Here is a 17,143-nt window from a genome sequence, read left to right on the forward strand (position 1 = left end):
CTCACAAGATAATACATATCATAACAGAAAAATTTATTTATGGGGCGTGAAAAATATCTGTTTTTGTAAATCATGAAAAGAGAGAGCGAAAAATAAAAACAGCTACACCCACTTATTCTATTATACCCTCTTCTTTCATATTCTGCATTTTTTGAAAAAATAGGTATTTGGACTTTGTCGAAATGAGTGACACTAGTCTCAATTCTCTTCTTTCTTTGACGAATAGGTACTAGTTTTGTCAGACGTGAAGGAGATCAACGATGACAGACCGAAAGCATATATAAGCGAGGAAAGAACTATAAGAAAAAGGAGTGGTAAACGTGACAAGAGAAGAGGTACTGCGCACATTGATGGAGATTGAAAAGACCGTCGGACAAATTGAAAGAGAAATGCAAAAACGTGTGGCTATTTTGCATAAAGCTCATTGCAATCGCCTCTGGAGAAAAAAAGAACTCATCTTAGAACGAATAGAACACCTTGAAGAAGGTGCAGACTATCTTCTTGCCGCTCCTTCTTCTTATAAAATGGTTCAATCATTCAAAGTGATGTACGAGCCTTTATAATTTCTTTGCTTGAAGTCTGAAAGAAAAACTTATAGAATGTGAACATCTTATAAGGAATTGTTGCCATCAGAGGAGAATATCAGATGAACGAACTTCAAAAGTTAACGACTGAACTACTGGCGGTCGTCAAAGAAGCCAATGAGATCTATCATGAGAAAAGAAGGACGAATGAAAAAGGCGACTTCTACGAAGAGGTTAAGCCGTTTGCTGATCGAGCAAACGACGTGTCCACTCGCTGGGAAAAAGAAATAGACGAACAGTTGCAGCAAGGGGGATTTAAATATATCCATCAACCACAAGTGAAAGCTGTGGTTGAAAATATCGAGTTAGTATCTGTTCAGGCCTTCTTTCCAGAGACAAGCTACACTCGCTTTAAAAATTATATAGAATCAACGAGTTTCTTATTAAATAGCTTGTTGAACGAGTTGAAATGATGCTCACTTTTTGCCCTGCTTTTTCATACGATAATTATGAATAAACAGTCAAGTAGGGGGAGAAAGAATGAATCCTTGGGAAGCGATGCCACCTCGGCCTGAGTATTATATGTATCATCCGTATAGCCCTTCTTATCCTGCTTTTCACTCACAAGCTCAAGAGTATTCTTCATTTGCTGGTCAGTTATTTGATCATCCGTTATATCACATGCAAATGCCGGAACAAAAGCAGCCATTTTATTCGCAAATGCCCCTTGCCCCACATCCTAACCAATTACCACAAAAGAACACAAGCAATATGTTTATCCAATCGTTTAAAAATGAAGATGGATCGTTTAATATGAACAAAGCATTAGATACAGCAGGAATGATGATGAATACGATGTCACAGCTAGGGAGCATTGTCAAAGGTGTGAGCGGATGGTTGAAAGTGTGATCATAGTTTTAGAAAAACCGTAAGAGGATCGCATCCTTTTGCGGTTTTTCTCTATGTTCAGCGACAAATTCCAACTAGCAAACCAAACGCTTATTCGATAAACTAGTACATATCAATAAGGGGGCAACGTTAATGATCGGTAAAAAATCACTTTCAGACCTCATTCAAGAGTTAAGAAATAATGAAAATATTATCAACTGGCACGAGGTTGAACCACAAGAAGCGAAAACAAAGTCACTGCCAGATCATGTAGATGTTCATATTAAGCACGCTCTACAAAAACGCGGGATCGGTGAATTGTATAGTCATCAGTTGGCGGCTTTTGAGGCGGTACAAAAAGGAGAAAATATCGTGACCGTTACGCCGACGGCTTCGGGGAAAACATTGTGTTATAACTTGCCAGTCTTACAATCTATTATCGAGAATGAGACGAGTCGGGCGCTTTATATTTTTCCGACGAAAGCATTAGCGCAAGATCAAAAAAGCGAAATGAACGAGCTGATTGATGAAATGGGGATCGATATTAAGAGCTACACATACGATGGGGACACATCACCTGCGATTCGCCAAGTCGTGAGAAAAGCAGGGCATATTGTCATTACCAACCCAGATATGCTCCATTCGGCCATTTTACCTCATCATACGAAATGGGTCAGTCTGTTTGAAAACTTAAAATATGTGGTGATCGATGAACTGCATACATACCGTGGAGTGTTTGGTAGTCACGTTGCCAATGTGATCCGCCGCTTAAAAAGGATTTGCCGATTTTACGGAAGTGATCCGATCTTTATTTGTACATCGGCAACAATTGCTAATCCGAAAGAGTTAGCCGAGCAGCTAACAGGAAACCCGATGCGCCTTATAGATGATAATGGAGCACCGAGGGGGAGGAAACATTTTGTCTTTTATAATCCGCCTATTGTGAACAAGCCGTTAAATATTCGTAAAAGTGCTACTGTCGAAGTCAATCAGTTAGCGAAAGAATTCCTTAAAAATAAAATCCAAACGATCGTTTTCGCTCGAAGTCGAGTGCGAGTGGAAATTATTTTAAGTCATATTCAAGAGCTTGTGAAAGATCAAATCGCAACGAAATCGATTAGAGGATATCGCGGTGGTTATTTGCCGAAGCAGCGGCGGGAGATCGAAAAAGGCTTACGAGAAGGAGATATTTTAGGTGTGGTGAGCACGAATGCGTTAGAGCTTGGGGTAGATATTGGTCAGCTGCAAGTGTGTATTATGACAGGCTACCCAGGAAGTGTTGCGAGCACATGGCAGCAAGCAGGAAGAGCGGGGAGGCGGCACGGCGAGGCACTGATTGTAATGGTCGCGAGTTCAACGCCAATTGATCAATATATCGTCCAACACCCCGCTTATTTTTTCGATCGCTCTCCTGAATCAGCGAGAATCAATCCCGACAATTTAATTATTTTAGTTGATCATTTAAAATGCGCGGCCTATGAGTTGCCTTTTAAAGAAGGAGAACAATTTGGTGCGCTCGATGTACAAGATATTCTCGAATTTTTAGTGGAAGAACGAGTGATCCACCAAAATGGTGACACGTATTATTGGGCGAATCAATCATTCCCGGCAGGAGGCATTAGCTTGCGCTCGGCTTCGCAGGAGAATGTCGTCATTATCGATCAGTCGGAAACAGCAAATGTAAAAATTATTGGTGAAATGGACCGTTTTAGTGCAATGACCTTATTACACGACGAAGCGATTTATTTACATGAAGGCGTTCAATATCAAGTAGAAAAGCTAGATTGGGAGCATAAAAAGGCGTATGTCAGGGAAGTGGACGTCGAATATTTCACAGATGCTAATTTAGCGGTACAGCTAAAAGTGTTAGAAATCGATCAAACGAAAAAGAGAGAGCGGACGGCAATTCACTATGGAGATGTGACGATTAATATACTCCCCAGTATTTTTAAGAAAATCCGATTAAGCACGTTTGAGAATATCGGCTCTGGCCCGATCCATCTGCCAGAAGAAGAATTGCATACGAGTGCGATGTGGATCGAATTAACGGAAGTCGACCCAACTATAGGGGAACGAACGCTTGAGCAGTTGTTATTAGGTGTGGCGAATGTCTTGCAGCATGTTGTTCCTGTCTATGTGATGTGTGATCGTAAAGATATTCACGTCGTATCGCAAGTGAAAGCAACACATTCTGGATTGCCAACGATCTTTTTATACGATCATTATCCCGGTGGCATTGGGCTAGCGGAAGATGTGTATAAACGTTTTGATTCGATGAAAGAAGCGGCTATCAACTTAATTCAGCATTGTCCTTGTGAAGATGGTTGCCCTTCATGTATTGGAACAGAAATAAAAGGAATCCAAGCGAAACAACGAAGTATACAATTGCTTAATCAATGTTAACATGATGTTTGACAGCAGTGGGTGAAGGAGTTAGCAAAATGAGTCTATCTAACAAATTAAAGCGAATGAAGTCTCATATTATAAAAGAAGAACAGACGGTGAAAGTGGAGAAGGAGGTACCTACTATTGCAGGATGGGGCGATGCTCACGTGATTCCTTACGTGCTTGGTGATCAGCATTGCTTCATTCGAGAGGTGAGCTATCCACTTGATTATCAGCACGGGCGCCACTCGTTTTTGGAAATAAAGGAAGCAGTGGGCGCTTGGAATGATTGGGATGGGCAACACCCACTTTCTGCTAAAGGGATGAAAGTGAATGATTTGTTTTTCTTCGATACGGAAACGACAGGGCTTGGTGGAGGAGTAGGTAACACCATTTTTCTGCTAGGCTATGCGCGTGTGTTAGCAGATCGCGTGGTTGTGCGGCAGCATTTTTTACCGGCGCCTGGGAATGAAGTAGCGTTATATGCCAGTTTCTTAGAACAAGTCGATTACACGACGTTAGTAACATATAATGGAAAGGCGTTCGATTGGCCACAAGTGAAAACGAGACATACGCTCGTTCGCGATCATGTGCCTAAACTACCGACGTTTGGTCACTTTGATTTATTTCATGCATCTAGACGAATGTGGAAGCATACGATGGAATCAGTGAAGCTAGCTAATGTAGAAAAAGAGATTCTCGGCATTGAGCGCCAAGAAGATGTCCCTGGATTTTTAGCGCCGATGATTTATTTTGATTATTTGGAAAGACGCGATCCTGAAGGTATATTGAAAGTGATGGAGCATAATGAGAAGGATATATTAACATTGATTACGCTCTACACACATTTGAGTCATCACATTCTCCAAAAAAACCAAGATAGCACAGGTCGAGAGCGAATCGAAGTCGCGAAATGGCTTGGTTATATCGGGGAGAAGGGGAAATCGACACAAGCCTATCAGCAAATTGCCGAGAATGATTCGTCAGTCGTCGGGTTAGAAGCGAAACACGCTCTTGCATTTCATTATAAAAGAAAGAAACAATGGCAAGAAGCTATTCACTTATGGAATGAAGTTTGTGAGAATGGCTCGGATCTCTATAAGAAAGAAGCCCATCTGGAATTAAGCAAATACTATGAACATCAAGCCAAAGATTATCCAATGGCATTAACGCATGCTCAATATGCAGCCGAGTTGTTAGCGGAAACGAATGAAATGCTCAGCAAACGACTGAACCGCATTAAGAGAAAATTAGGTAATTAACCAATATTACCCTCGGTATTTGTTTTTATACAAAAAATGCGTATTTTCTTAGTAAATTCCCCAAATTCCAGCCGTATATTGATTGTATAATTAGTAAAAAGGTTGTAAAATGTAGAATCATGTAGAAATATTATGAAAAATACTTTTGGGGTGGATTGACGGTGTATCGTGCACTATTTGTCTTGTTTTTTGTGTTTATTTGTTTGACGGCCTTAGTGATGACGAATTTAAAGACGAGTTTTTATAGCTTTATGTAAAATAGGTGTTTGTAATAGTACATGTTCCCTTGTCCTTTCATAAACTGCTTATGTAAACAGGAAAAGGAAAGGGGGAATCCAGATGTTTCCTTGCAGACCACCTAGAGTAATGCCTGCTGTTGTTCATCCGACAAAGTGCTGTGAGAATCACACGTTTGAAAACATTGTTGTTCCACATATTCATCCAACTCATACAACAAACGTGCATCATCAAATGTTTGAGCATCAGCATTATTTTCCACATACACAGTCTTTTGCTCAAAATGCTCAATATCAGCAACAGATGTGTGGAGGTCGTCCTAGACCGCCTTTTGGTTATTAATTATAAATAAAAAGTAAGGGGCAACCCTTACTTTTTATATTGTATAGGGGAGGTGCCTATGTCTGTTTGGGCGGTAACGGGTTATAAGCCTCATGAACTAGGCCTGTTTAAACAACAGGACCTGGCCATTGATTATATTAAGAAGGCGCTTAGACAACAGCTTCTTCAGCTCGTAGATGAAGGGCTTGAATGGGTGCTCATTAGCGGGCAGTTAGGTGTGGAGTGTTGGTCAGCGGAAGTCACATTTGCTTTACAAGATGAAGGCTATGATATTAAGCTAGCCGTGCTTACTCCTTTCCTTCAGCAAGAGGAAAATTGGAAAGAGGACACACGTACATACTATGAAATGATCGTGAGTCAAGCGGATTTTGTCGCCTCTGTCTCTAATCAACCGTATACAAGTCCGCAGCAATTTAGAAATAAAAATCAATTAATGCTGCAAAAATCGGTCGGGCTTCTGGCATTATATGACGAAGAAAAGGAAGGCTCGCCACAATATTTATATCAAATGGCCAAGCAATGGCAAGAGCAACAACCTTACGACATTCGACAAATTGGCTTTTATGACCTACAGCTTATTGTCGAAGAGGAGCAATTAAACAATTTAGAGTGGGAATAAGGGCTATTTTGATTGACAAAACAAGCTATTTTTGAAAAAATAAATAAAACAGTTGCACTACATTGAGGTGATGACGAAGATGTTATCTGACAAAATACAATTAACAACAGAAGAAATTTTAGAGAAAGAATTTAAAACATCGATGAGAGGCTATCATCCGGATGAGGTTGATCAGTTTCTTGATCTAATTATCAAAGACTATAAAATGTTTCATCAAGCGATTGAAGAGCTACAACGGGAAAACTTGCGTTTGAAAAAGCAAAGTGAAACTACGATGACACGTTCGCAAGCGGCTCCTTCCGCACAATCGGTGACAGGGTCAACTAATTTTGATATTTTAAAACGCTTATCTAACCTTGAAAGACATGTGTTTGGTGATAAGTTGTACAATGAATAAGCTGGCAAATGAGGGAATTGAAATGAACCATTGCAATCAGGTCTATTTTCCTCTATAATGGTTCAGGTGATCATAATAACGTTCGGGTAATCGCTGCAACTTTTGAGGTTGTAGAGGAAAGTCCATGCTCACACGGTGCTGAGATGCCCGTAGTGTTCGTGCCTAGTGAATAAATAAGCTAGGGCAGTTCGGTGAAAGTCCGATTGACGGCAGAGAAAATACCTAAGTCTCTTAGATATGGTATGAGTATCTTGAAAGTGCCACAGTGACGGAGCTTTATAAGAAATTATAAAGGTGGAACGAGGTAAACCCCACGAGTGAGCAACCCAAATTTAGGTAGGGGCATCTTCTTTAAGGAAATGAACGATAAGAAGGGCGAATGCTAATGAAGGTATTCGGAGATAGATGATTACCACCGGAGTACAAGATCTCCCAGATCGCTTGCAGTACAATGGAACAAAACATGGCTTACAGAACGTTATTGTTGGGAAACTAACTTCACATGCTCTCCTATTATAGGAGGGCTTTTATTCTATTTGTAGTAATTTTTAATTCATTTTATTCATGAAACATGTTAATACATAACGGACATATGTACGGAAAATAAAAAGTGCAGGTGAAATGATGACGACATATACATTAATTGCGACGGCAGCGATGGGACTTGAATCGCTCGTAGCGGACGAAGTGAAGAAACTTGGGTATGAAGGTCGAACTGAAAACGGAAAAGTGATTTTTAAAGGGGACGAAGAAGCGATTGCTCGCTGTAACTTATGGTTGCGCACAGCGGATCGCTTAAAAGTGGTTGTCGGTGAATTTAAGGCAACAACCTTTGATCAGTTGTTTGAATCGACGAAAGCATTGCCTTGGGAAGAATATTTACCAGTCGATGCCGAATTTCCAGTGCAAGGAAAGTCTGTAAAGTCGACGTTGTTTAGCGTATCAGACTGTCAGGCGATCGTGAAAAAAGCGATTGTCGAACGATTGCGTTCAAAATATAAAGTGCAAACATGGCTACAAGAGTCCGGGCCGCTATTTAAAATTGAAGTTGCATTATTGAAAGATAAAGCGACATTAACGATTGATGCGAGCGGCGCAGGCTTACATAAACGCGGCTATCGAGTGGCTCAAGGGGGCGCCCCTTTGAAGGAAACGTTGGCTGCGGCACTTGTTCAATTAACGAACTGGCATCCCGATCGTCCGTTTATCGATCCATTTTGCGGTTCAGGAACGATTCCAATTGAGGCGGCTTTAATTGGACAAAACATCGCCCCTGGTTTTAATCGAGATTTTGTTTCTGAAAACTGGCCATGGATGACAAAAGCTGTATGGGACAAAGCAAGAGGTGAAGTGGAAGATGTGGCGAACTACGATCAACCGCTTGATATTGCAGGCTACGATATCGATCATCGCATGGTCGAGATTGCCAAAGAGAATGCGTTTGAAGCAGGACTGGGCGATTTAATTGAATTTAAGCAAATGAATGTCGCTGACTTTACGACGAAGAAAGAGTATGGTGTGATCGTAGGGAATCCGCCGTACGGTGAGCGCCTTGGAGATCGTCCGGAAGTCGAGCAAATGTATAAAGCAATGGGCGCGGCTTTAGCGCCATATGATACTTGGTCAGTCTACATGATGACATCGCATGAAGGCTTTGAACAATTTTATGGCAAGCCGGCAACGAAAAAGCGCAAGTTATTTAACGGCTTTATTCGAACGGACTATTATCAATATTGGGGAAAACGTCCACCAAGAAAAGAAAAATAGAATAGGTTTTTGAGCGGAGCGACAAGTCGTCTCCGCTTTAGTGTTTTCTGTCATGATCGGTCTGTCTATGCGTGAAAAAGTTAGAATATTTTGTTATAGTAAATAATTAGGGGGATAAATCGATTGTTTTTTCGTGAAGGAGGTTATGTTTACAGTGAGCGGCAATCTAATTTCTCATTATGGCTCGTTTAAGTTTTGGGGAGTTGGCGTTTTTGTTATGCTCGTATTACTATCGTTGTTATATATGAAATTAACGAGTAAATATAAAGTGACGAGTAAGCAAAAATTGTTTTTTTTCACAGCGGTTGTTTTATTTTATCTCTTTAAAGGCAGTCCGATTGCTTTAGTGAGTGGCGATCAATTATTTAGTGCTCATGTGCTGCAATTGATGGTCGTTCTCTTTGTCGTGCCGCCGTTATGCATTATGAGTTTACCGGTTGATTTTTTGCGTTCTTATTTTTGGTCTTATCAAAAGAGAAGAGTGATGAAATGGCTCACTCACCCGTTTCCATCTGCTTTACTATTTAATATTTCATTATCCGTTTATTTTGCCCCACCTGTTTTTAATATGGCGATCAGTCATTCAGTGCTACTCCAGAGCCTTCAAACACTTTTGCTGTTGTTTGCTTTTATTATGTGGTGGACAATCATTACGCCACTTCCGGAAATGACGAAACTTTCCGAGCAGGTGCGCGTTCTTTATATCTTTTTAGCTTCATTGTTACTATTACCGATCGGTATTTTTCTTCTAGCGACAGGTCATCCACATTACATGTTATATCAAGCAGGGCAACAAATTCTACCTAGCTTATCAGCGCTAGGGGATCAGCAATTAGGCGGTGGCTTTCTGAAGGGGATTCAGTTGACGACATATGGCATTGCTTTATTCATCATTATGTCAAGGTGGGCGAAAAAGGAAGAAGAACCTGATGATGATTACCCGTACTATGCGAGAGAATCGTTTAATGTGCCTTATAAAAAGAAATAGATGATGAAGCACTCTATTTTTATCTAAAAAAGAACGGTTCTGATTATATCGTTTTTGAACTAACGGGTCATAAATTAACGATATATGAATCGTACATCTAGCTATTCGATTAAAGTGAATGAGAATTTGTGTAGTTTATACTTATCAAAAATACTAAAGCCTATACTACCAAATGAGTAGCATAGGCTTTTAGTGTTTACTTAAAGTTGGGTGGGAGTTAATCGTCGCCTTCCGCTTTAGTATCGTCTAGCTCCAGGCGCCAGCGACTAGTGAACTTCCACGCTCCTCCTTGCGATAAGTCAACATCGATTCACTATCGTTCATCGTGTTTCCTTTATCTCGTGCGGGTCGTTCTAGTTCATACGTCGCTAATCGTCGCCTTCCGCTTTTGGATATTACCAAAGTTTAAATCCTTTCGATCCGATTGGTCCATATTGGAACATGTCCATAACTGGAATTGTGTAAGCAACTAAGATTAAAGCGACAGTGACTGTGATCCAGATTTTCCAGTTTTCAAGAACCATTGGTGTTTGTTCGGCACCTTCAGCCACTTCACCAATCGGAAATTCTTCTTCGCCTTTTGGTGCAAACCAAGCAAGGTTAATGAAGATGATTAATACTAAGATGATACCTAGGAATAGAATCGTTCCGCCGACTGCTTGAGCGATTTGATATGGAATCCATTCCAGTGCCTGTGCCGCATCACCGTAAGTAGAGAATGATGAACGACGTGGAGCTCCTAGTAAGCCCGCCCAGTGCATCGCAGCGGACATAATGCCCATACCCAGCGCCCATGTAAAGGCTTGAACGATCGCTAATGTATTCATCGCTGGTGTTAGTACACGTCCCGTTAAATGAGGGATGAGCCAATAAGTAATACCAAAGAACGTTAACACAACAGATGTTGCCAGTGTTAAGTGGAAATGTCCAGTTACCCAAATCGTGTTATGAACAACTTGGTTCATTTGGTTGGAAGCATTAATGATTCCGCCTGCTCCAGCTGGTATGAAAGCGACCATTCCTATAAATGGAACGACAAATCGTGCGTCTTTCCAAGGAAGCAGTTTAAACCAATCAAATAACCCTTTCGCACCACGAGAACGACCGTATAACTCAAATGTCGCAAACAAGCTAAACGCTGTCATTAACGACGGGATAACGACCATCATCGTTAATACGACTTGAAGGAACTTCCAGAATGCGCTAATACCAGGCTCTGTTAACTGATGGTGAAAACCGACAGGCACAGAGAATAGTAAGAATAAGATAAAGGACAGTCTTGCTAGAGAATCAGAGAAGATTTTTCCGCCGACAATTTTCGGAATGATGACATACCAACACATGTACGCTGGAAGTAACCAGAAGTAAACGAGCGGATGTCCGAAATACCAGAATAGTGTACGGCTAATGAGTACGTCTACACGATCAACTAAGCCTAAAGACCAAGGAAGCAATTGGAAGATGACTTCTACTGCTACACCGATCGTTGCCACGAACCAAAGAACGATATTGATGACAGCCATAAATGTAAAGAGCGGTCCAGGTTGGCCAGGGTTTTCTTTGCGCCAAGAGATATATTTCGCTACTTGTGCAAATCCAACTAACCAGCTACCAACAACAACAAATGTTAATCCAAGATAGAAAATCCAGTGAGCTTTTAATGGGGCATAAAATGTATAAAGAACAGTTGCTTCATTTAATAGAATCATAGTCGCAGCCATTGCTGTACCAAGTAACATTACCCAAAATCCAATCCATCCTGTTAGACGCTGTTTGTTAGATAATGTACCAGCTGTACGACTGACACCTGCTGTTTGAAAGCCAAGAATAAAGAAAGTAGTTAAAACGAGTCCGAGTAATACACCATGTGTCGTTAATACTTGATAATAGCCGATATTTAATGGTAACTCAAAGCGTCCAGAGCGAACTAATACTTGAAGTAAGCCAGCAAGTCCTCCGAGGGCAAGGGCTGCAAATGCAACATACATATGAGCCATTGCTAACTTAGCATCGCGGCGATCAACTTTCGTTAATGGATTATTCATTATTTTTCCACCACCTTAAACATCGATTTCATTGTGTGGTGACCAGTACCACAGTATTCATTACAAACAACAAGGTATTCGCCAGCTTTATCAAAAGTTGTGACTAATTCATTCACGTGACCTGGAACAAGCATCATGTTAATATTTGTGCCAGCTACTTCAAAACCATGCACGACATCTTTTGTTGTTGCAATCACTTTTACTTTTGAACCTACTGGAATTTCGACTTCGCCAGGGTTATAAAAGAATGCTGATGCAAGTACGACTAATTCGTAATCCCAATCTTTCCCTTCTACTTTCGTTAAACCAGGTTGATCAAAAGGCTTGATTTGTTCTACTTTTTCATGATTGATAACAGCATTGGCACTTGGGGGCTGGTGACCTTGATGGAAAGCGCTAATTCCTAAAATAACAAGAAAGACGACTAAAGAGGCAATTCCAAAGGTTAACCACCATTTTTCATAACGATGAAGATGCATAATTTATAACTCCTCTCTTAATTGCGTTCTAAGAAAATGGAAAAAACGATAAGCCAAGTGATGACAAGAAATATTCCTATTCCAAATACAGCGTATAATGTACCTTTTAATGATGAAGAATCTTCTGGATTTACTTTCACTTCAGTCATTTCTTTCGTTTCAAGCTTTGCCATTGATCTCACTCCTTCTTCTCCTGTCGAATATCTTTCGTTACCATCATCATAAGGTTGGAAATGGATTTCATCTGTGAGAATTATCACAAAACAGAAGTAGATTTGTGAAATAAATGTGAAGAATGTATGAAGGCTCTGTAAAGAAAAGATCAAGTGAATAAGAACTAGGAATGGAAAAAAGTTCATTTCACGAATGTTTTTTCTAAAAAACTTTCTAATGTTCGTAAATAAACTTGAATTTCTTTGTTTTGCTGATATAATGTGAATACATTAAAAAATATCATTCGCTCATATAATCGTGGGGATAGGGCCTGCAAGTTTCTACCGGATGACCGTAAATCGTCTGACTATGAGTGAGCAGTGGCTGTATGAATGCAGCGAAAGAACCCAAAGGGCATTGCTTCACTCTTTTTTTGAGGAATGTAATGATCTTTGGGCTTTTTTATGCCCCAAAGATCAACTATTGTTGAGGGGGAAATAGAGATGGATCGTTTAAAGCAGAAAATTGTTGAAGAGGGTAAGGTACTTTCAAATGAAGTATTAAAAGTGGATGCCTTTTTAAATCACCAAATTGACCCTGTATTAATGAAAGAAATGGGACAAGAATTTGCTCGCTTATTTGCAGAAGAGGGCATTACGAAAATTTTAACGATTGAATCTAGTGGGATTGCGCCAAGTGTGATGGCGGGGCTAGAGATGGGTGTGCCGGTCATTTTTGCTAGAAAGCGCCAATCGCTGACGTTAACAGAAGGATTACTAACAGCAGATGTGTATTCATTTACGAAGCAGCAATCGAATCGCATTGCGGTTTCTAGTGCCTTTTTAAATAAAGAGGATCGTGTCTTGATTATTGATGATTTTCTAGCAAATGGACAAGCCGCTTTAGGGTTATTAAACATTGCCGAGCAAGCAGAGGTACATGTGGCTGGTATTGGAATTGTCATTGAAAAGTCGTTCCAAGATGGAAGAAAGCTGTTAGAAGGAAAAAATGTCCGCGTGGAGTCATTGGCTCGTGTGCAATCGCTTGAAAATGGCAAAGTGACCTTTGTCGAGGAGGCCCACGTATGAAAACATCGGTGTTAAAAACCGCTTCACTGGGCTTGCAGCATGTACTAGCGATGTATGCTGGAGCGGTCATTGTTCCATTGATTGTTGGTGGAGCGTTAGGGTTAACAGCGGAGCAACTCACATACTTAGTATCGATTGATATTTTCATGTGCGGGATCGCGACCTTTTTGCAAGTGTGGAAGGGACGTTTCCTGGGAATAGGTTTGCCAGTTGTATTAGGATGTACCTTTACTGCGGTCGTTCCGATGATTACCATTGGTGAATCATCTGGCATTTCCGCCGTGTATGGGGCGATTATTGCTTCAGGTATTTTTGTTTTACTCGTATCTTCTTTCTTTAGTAAATTTGTCCGCTTTTTTCCGCCTGTAGTGACAGGTTCAGTCGTAACGATTATTGGAGTGACGTTAATTCCAGTAGCGATGAACAATATGGGTGGAGGAGTTGGCAGTGAAGATTTCGGATCGTTATCAAATCTTGCTCTTGGCGGAACGACATTATTATTAATCATTTTGTTATATCGTTTTTTTACCGGATTTGTTCGCTCGATTTCCGTGCTGATTAGCTTGCTCGTTGGAACGGCGATTGCTTTCTTTATGGATAAGGTCGATTTTTCACCAGTGCAAGAAGCGTCTTACTTCCATATGGTGCAGCCGTTTTATTTCGGTACGCCTACCTTTGAATGGACGGCGATTTTAACGATGATTTTAGTCGCGATGGTCAGCCTTGTAGAATCAACCGGCGTTTACTTTGCGGTAAGTGATATATGCGACGAGCGCATTACGGAAAAAGATATTGCTAAAGGCTATCGCGCAGAAGGGTTTGCGATTATACTAGGCGGTCTCTTTAATGCCTTTCCTTACACCGCTTTCTCGCAAAACGTCGGTTTAATGCAGTTATCAGGTGTGAAATCGAAGAAAGTGATTTATTATACAGCAGGATTTTTAATTGTACTCGGACTCGTACCAAAAATTGCGGCATTTACAACGATTATTCCGCTATCCGTTTTAGGCGGAGCGATGGTCGCTATGTTTGGAATGGTCATTGCTCAAGGGATTAAAATGTTAAGCCAAGTCGATATGGCGAAACAAGAGAACTTATTAATTATCGCTTGTGCGGTTGGCATGGGGCTCGGTGTTACCGTTGTACCGGACTTATTTGCGAACTTGCCAAAAGGTTTGAAAATTTTAACAGGAAATGGCATTGTGGCTGGTAGCATGACAGCGATCATTTTGAATATCTTGTTTAACGAAATTGGCAGTAAACGCAAGCAAGTGGTGGCATTGAGTGGGGCGAAGGTGTCGTAATTGAGGGGTAAAAGAAGTTAAACATAGTAGAAATTCATTGATGCTTGTTTGAGATTTTTCGTCTAAATAGACTAAATAAGTATTAGCATCTTGTTTTTTTAAAATAAACGAGAACGAAATTAGATATTCAATTAAAAAAACGTCAAAACACTCCTAAACGTTGATGTATCAATGTTTGGGAGTGTTTTTATTTTATTCTTTCGATCTGGATAGTCCGATTTAATCATAACAGTGGGGGATGAAGAACCCCCCACTGATTGAAGTTTCACTTTATTTCCTTAGTTTATTTTTATAGAACGCGTATAGCGAATGTAAGAAAAGAAGAAAGCAGATACAATGGTTAATGTAAGTATCACAAAGAAGCTAGTTAGAATTAAATTTTGAGGAAGAAGTATTGAAAACATCATAATTAATCCCCCAAAGAATAATGCGTAGGAAACGGTCCTAGATACTTGGTGCCACATCCCATATGAAGCTTGTTTAAGTGCATTCTTGTGCGTATCTTTTACTTGAACACGTGGAAGTAAGTTACCTGTTACAACAAAAGTAATTCCAACAATGATAGGCAATAATAGAAGAATGTTTACTTCGTTTCCTAAACCGATGTAAATAATCGCACAATGGAGAACGAGTAGAACAATATTTACTGCAATTGAAATATTGTCTAGAATCTTTTCTAATCGTTTAAAGGTCACTCCTTGCTTACGCATAAAAGAAAGTGCAGAAAGAGAAAGACTGTTAATGATCATGGCAAATGGGATGATAAACAACATGAGGTTCTTGGAAGTATACGCGGTTGGTGATCCTTCGAAATTAGCAAATTTACTAGGCATTTTACTCGGTAATTCCTTGTAAAAATAAAAGCTTAATCCAAGAGCAAGAGCAACGAACAACCAAACGAATAATTTTCTTATCATTTATTCTTTTCCTCCTTGCGTATTTTTCATATCAATAGCCCACTTCATAATATCTTGTAATACAGTCGTGTTCAGAGAGTAATAAACATACTGTCCCCGTTTATTTGAAACGACCAGTTCAGAGTTTTTCAAGATGTTCAAATGCTGCGAAACGCCGGGTTTACTCATGTTGAAATGATTGGCAATTTCACCTGATGTCATATCGCCCTCTTTTAACAGATCTAATATTTTTCTTCTATTGTCATCTGAGAGAGCTTTAAAAATCTTACCTAAGGACACAATTTTTGTACCTCCTTTTATTAGAAACTAAGCTGCTAAAAGTACACGATAAAGTAATTAAGCAAATGCTTAATTATAGTTTATATTGGTATTTTCTTCTTGTCAATTAATTTTGTGAAGCAAGGGGGACTAAGGGGCAGATACCTCGTCCCTCGAGAAATTTGTGGAACCCAAGCGGATTTTGGCCAAACCGTAGTCACTTTATTTGTAAAATAAAATCCAGTAATCACTTGAATTCACCTCTAAGCAAATAGACCACCTCATAGTCTTTTAATTCATTCATATGTTTGTCCGCATCACGATAAAAATCACTAGAAAGAGAGCTGACTCCATCTTGGCTACTTGAATAACAAATACTGGCCAAGACCATTTGATCGGTAATGGATATATTGTCTAACGAATTACTCCCCCACACAGTACTAAGTTCACCTTTTGGCGTAGTTTCCGAGTTCCAGATGGTACTTGTACTACCATTATTATGTACACTAACAGCAAAAAGAGCTTGATTACTTTCTTCCATCGTTTGCGATGTGGTGAAGATAATGCTTCCTTTATCTTTGATCTCAGTAGAAATATTGTTTAGTTCTCCAACTAACTTGCCAGATTCATATTTTTCAACCCATAATTTTATATTCTTATATTTACCATCTACATTGAAGTCAAATATAAAAGATTGATTAGCCGTAGTTGTAAGAATAGCTTGTTCTCTTTCCGTTAGCTTAGTTTCAGAAATGGTGTTGACTTTCGAATTGGTGTTATCGTTACTGCAAGCCATTAAAGAAAACATAAGCGATGCTAACATTGTGAAAAATAGTATTTTTCTCATCATTTTTCTCCTAATCAATTGGTATTTTATATAGAATTATACTCTATACATGGATGGAATTGTTATTTTATTGTAAAATTCGATGATCTGGTGATGTAGCTACACATCAAGAAGACCTGTTCAATTTGAGTTGCTCTTAAAAAATAAATAAGCCGCTCTGTTAGAACAGGAACTTCTTTTTCCTACTTTATTCGCTTTTCTTAGCATGCATTTCCCAAATAATATCTTCTTTTAAATGCAGAGTATAATCCATGATAAATTCTAAATCGATTTGTTTCTTTTCGTATGCCAACTCTAAATGTTTATAATGCTCAGCCACTAAGTAATTAAACAATTCATTTCGATTTATTCCTTGCATTTGAGCGATTTCTACCATGCTTTTTTTCTCACGCAATTGGTGGAATTCTTTTACGCTCAGTTTGAAAAATTTAGCCATGGAAGCAAAGTCTGTTTTAAATTCAAACACGACTTTGCTTTCATCCACTTTTTCTTTCACATGTAACGGACCTTTATTGTATTCCATCTTCTGTGAGTCAGCGGCTGCTATATGGTTCATCAAAAATAAACATATAAACGCTGTTAATGAATATGATAATAGGTTTTTCATGTAATATCTCCTCGTATAATTTCACAAACAAATGTT

20 protein-coding genes, 1 other RNA gene and 1 riboswitch are annotated in these 17,143 nt (G+C 39.6%); of the genes, 13 read left to right on the forward strand and 8 right to left on the reverse strand.

Annotated features, from left to right (window positions below; translation table 11 throughout):
• Nucleotides 1–320: 320 nt before the first annotated feature.
• The 11 genes from CEF22_RS08370 to CEF22_RS08420 all read left to right on the forward strand — a co-directional run bounded on the left by CEF22_RS08370 (nt 321) and on the right by CEF22_RS08420 (nt 9,409).
• Nucleotides 321–563: a hypothetical protein gene (locus CEF22_RS08370; RefSeq protein ID WP_095480562.1), complete on the forward strand. Its 243-nt coding sequence runs from the start codon at nt 321–323 to the stop codon at nt 561–563.
• An 83-nt stretch (nt 564–646) separates the two neighbouring features.
• Nucleotides 647–997, forward strand: a complete 351-nt coding sequence (locus CEF22_RS08375) for a DUF1798 family protein (protein WP_100402489.1) — start codon at nt 647–649, stop codon at nt 995–997.
• 67 nt (nt 998–1,064) lie between these two features.
• The gene (locus tag CEF22_RS08380; RefSeq protein ID WP_100402490.1) at nt 1,065–1,433 is read left to right on the forward strand and encodes a YppG family protein; all 369 of its coding nucleotides are present in this window, start codon (nt 1,065–1,067) and stop codon (nt 1,431–1,433) included.
• A 135-nt stretch (nt 1,434–1,568) separates the two neighbouring features.
• Nucleotides 1,569–3,815 carry a DEAD/DEAH box helicase gene (locus CEF22_RS08385; protein ID WP_100403956.1) on the forward strand — a complete coding sequence of 749 codons (2,247 nt, stop codon included), beginning with the start codon at nt 1,569–1,571 and terminating at the stop codon, nt 3,813–3,815.
• Nucleotides 3,816–3,853: 38 nt separating this feature from the next.
• Nucleotides 3,854–5,059, forward strand: coding sequence for a ribonuclease H-like domain-containing protein (locus CEF22_RS08390; RefSeq protein ID WP_100402491.1), 1,206 nt, complete (start codon nt 3,854–3,856; stop codon nt 5,057–5,059).
• Between the two features lie 339 nt (nt 5,060–5,398).
• Entirely contained in the window at nt 5,399–5,638 is a 240-nt protein-coding gene (locus CEF22_RS08395; RefSeq protein WP_100402492.1) for a CotD family spore coat protein, read from the forward strand.
• Nucleotides 5,639–5,696: 58 nt separating this feature from the next.
• Nucleotides 5,697–6,257 (forward strand): SLOG family protein, encoded by a 561-nt coding sequence (locus tag CEF22_RS08400; protein WP_100402493.1) that lies wholly within the window; start codon nt 5,697–5,699, stop codon nt 6,255–6,257.
• 79 nt (nt 6,258–6,336) lie between these two features.
• A complete protein-coding gene (gene gpsB / locus CEF22_RS08405; RefSeq protein WP_100402494.1) occupies nt 6,337–6,654 on the forward strand; it encodes a cell division regulator GpsB in 318 nt (105 codons plus the stop codon).
• A 78-nt stretch (nt 6,655–6,732) separates the two neighbouring features.
• An RNA gene (rnpB, locus tag CEF22_RS08410) (RNase P RNA component class B) lies at nt 6,733–7,130 on the forward strand.
• Between the two features lie 148 nt (nt 7,131–7,278).
• Nucleotides 7,279–8,421 (forward strand): THUMP domain-containing class I SAM-dependent RNA methyltransferase, encoded by a 1,143-nt coding sequence (locus CEF22_RS08415; RefSeq protein WP_100402495.1) that lies wholly within the window; start codon nt 7,279–7,281, stop codon nt 8,419–8,421.
• A gap of 154 nt (nt 8,422–8,575) precedes the next feature.
• Complete coding sequence (locus CEF22_RS08420; protein ID WP_157843196.1) at nt 8,576–9,409, forward strand: cytochrome c oxidase assembly protein; 834 nt, start codon at nt 8,576–8,578, stop codon at nt 9,407–9,409.
• A gap of 246 nt (nt 9,410–9,655) precedes the next feature.
• On the opposite strand, the gene CEF22_RS18495 is transcribed toward CEF22_RS08420, so the two are convergent.
• The 4 genes from CEF22_RS18495 to CEF22_RS08435 are packed head-to-tail and all read right to left on the reverse strand — an operon-like array spanning nt 9,656 to nt 12,106.
• Nucleotides 9,656–9,811, reverse strand: coding sequence for a hypothetical protein (locus CEF22_RS18495; protein ID WP_157843197.1), 156 nt, complete (start codon nt 9,809–9,811; stop codon nt 9,656–9,658).
• Nucleotides 9,805–11,454, reverse strand: a complete 1,650-nt coding sequence (locus CEF22_RS08425; protein ID WP_100402497.1) for a b(o/a)3-type cytochrome-c oxidase subunit 1 — start codon at nt 11,452–11,454, stop codon at nt 9,805–9,807. The genes CEF22_RS18495 and CEF22_RS08425 overlap by 7 nt, the downstream gene beginning before the upstream one ends.
• On the reverse strand, nt 11,454–11,933 hold the full coding sequence (locus tag CEF22_RS08430; RefSeq protein ID WP_095480571.1) for a cytochrome c oxidase subunit II: 480 nt from the start codon (nt 11,931–11,933) through the stop codon (nt 11,454–11,456). Before CEF22_RS08430 ends, CEF22_RS08425 begins: the two co-directional genes overlap by 1 nt.
• A 17-nt stretch (nt 11,934–11,950) precedes the next feature.
• Nucleotides 11,951–12,106, reverse strand: coding sequence for a cytochrome c oxidase subunit 2A (locus CEF22_RS08435; RefSeq protein WP_094835507.1), 156 nt, complete (start codon nt 12,104–12,106; stop codon nt 11,951–11,953).
• A 268-nt stretch (nt 12,107–12,374) separates the two neighbouring features.
• A riboswitch (purine riboswitch) is annotated at nt 12,375–12,476 on the forward strand.
• Between the two features lie 113 nt (nt 12,477–12,589).
• On the opposite strand from CEF22_RS08435, the gene CEF22_RS08440 reads away from it, so the two are divergent.
• Together CEF22_RS08440 and CEF22_RS08445 are read left to right on the forward strand one after the other, a co-directional pair.
• Nucleotides 12,590–13,174 (forward strand): xanthine phosphoribosyltransferase, encoded by a 585-nt coding sequence (locus CEF22_RS08440; protein ID WP_100402498.1) that lies wholly within the window; start codon nt 12,590–12,592, stop codon nt 13,172–13,174.
• Entirely contained in the window at nt 13,171–14,478 is a 1,308-nt protein-coding gene (locus CEF22_RS08445; protein WP_100402499.1) for a nucleobase:cation symporter-2 family protein, read from the forward strand. Before CEF22_RS08440 ends, CEF22_RS08445 begins: the two co-directional genes overlap by 4 nt.
• 278 nt (nt 14,479–14,756) lie before the next feature.
• Here the strand turns inward: CEF22_RS08445 and CEF22_RS08450 are convergent, their stop codons facing one another.
• The 4 genes from CEF22_RS08450 to CEF22_RS08465 all read right to left on the reverse strand — a co-directional run bounded on the left by CEF22_RS08450 (nt 14,757) and on the right by CEF22_RS08465 (nt 17,107).
• On the reverse strand, nt 14,757–15,395 hold the full coding sequence (locus CEF22_RS08450; RefSeq protein WP_100402500.1) for a DUF1648 domain-containing protein: 639 nt from the start codon (nt 15,393–15,395) through the stop codon (nt 14,757–14,759).
• Complete coding sequence (locus CEF22_RS08455; protein WP_100402501.1) at nt 15,396–15,674, reverse strand: autorepressor SdpR family transcription factor; 279 nt, start codon at nt 15,672–15,674, stop codon at nt 15,396–15,398.
• Between the two features lie 226 nt (nt 15,675–15,900).
• Complete coding sequence (locus tag CEF22_RS08460) at nt 15,901–16,500, reverse strand: hypothetical protein (RefSeq protein WP_100402502.1); 600 nt, start codon at nt 16,498–16,500, stop codon at nt 15,901–15,903.
• Nucleotides 16,501–16,687: 187 nt separating this feature from the next.
• A complete protein-coding gene (locus CEF22_RS08465; RefSeq protein WP_100402503.1) occupies nt 16,688–17,107 on the reverse strand; it encodes a hypothetical protein in 420 nt (139 codons plus the stop codon).
• Nucleotides 17,108–17,143 lie beyond the last annotated feature (36 nt).

It is taken from the genome of Bacillus sp. FJAT-42315, from assembly GCF_002797375.1.
In the GTDB taxonomy this organism is placed as follows: Bacteria; Bacillota; Bacilli; order Bacillales; family Domibacillaceae; genus Bacillus_CE.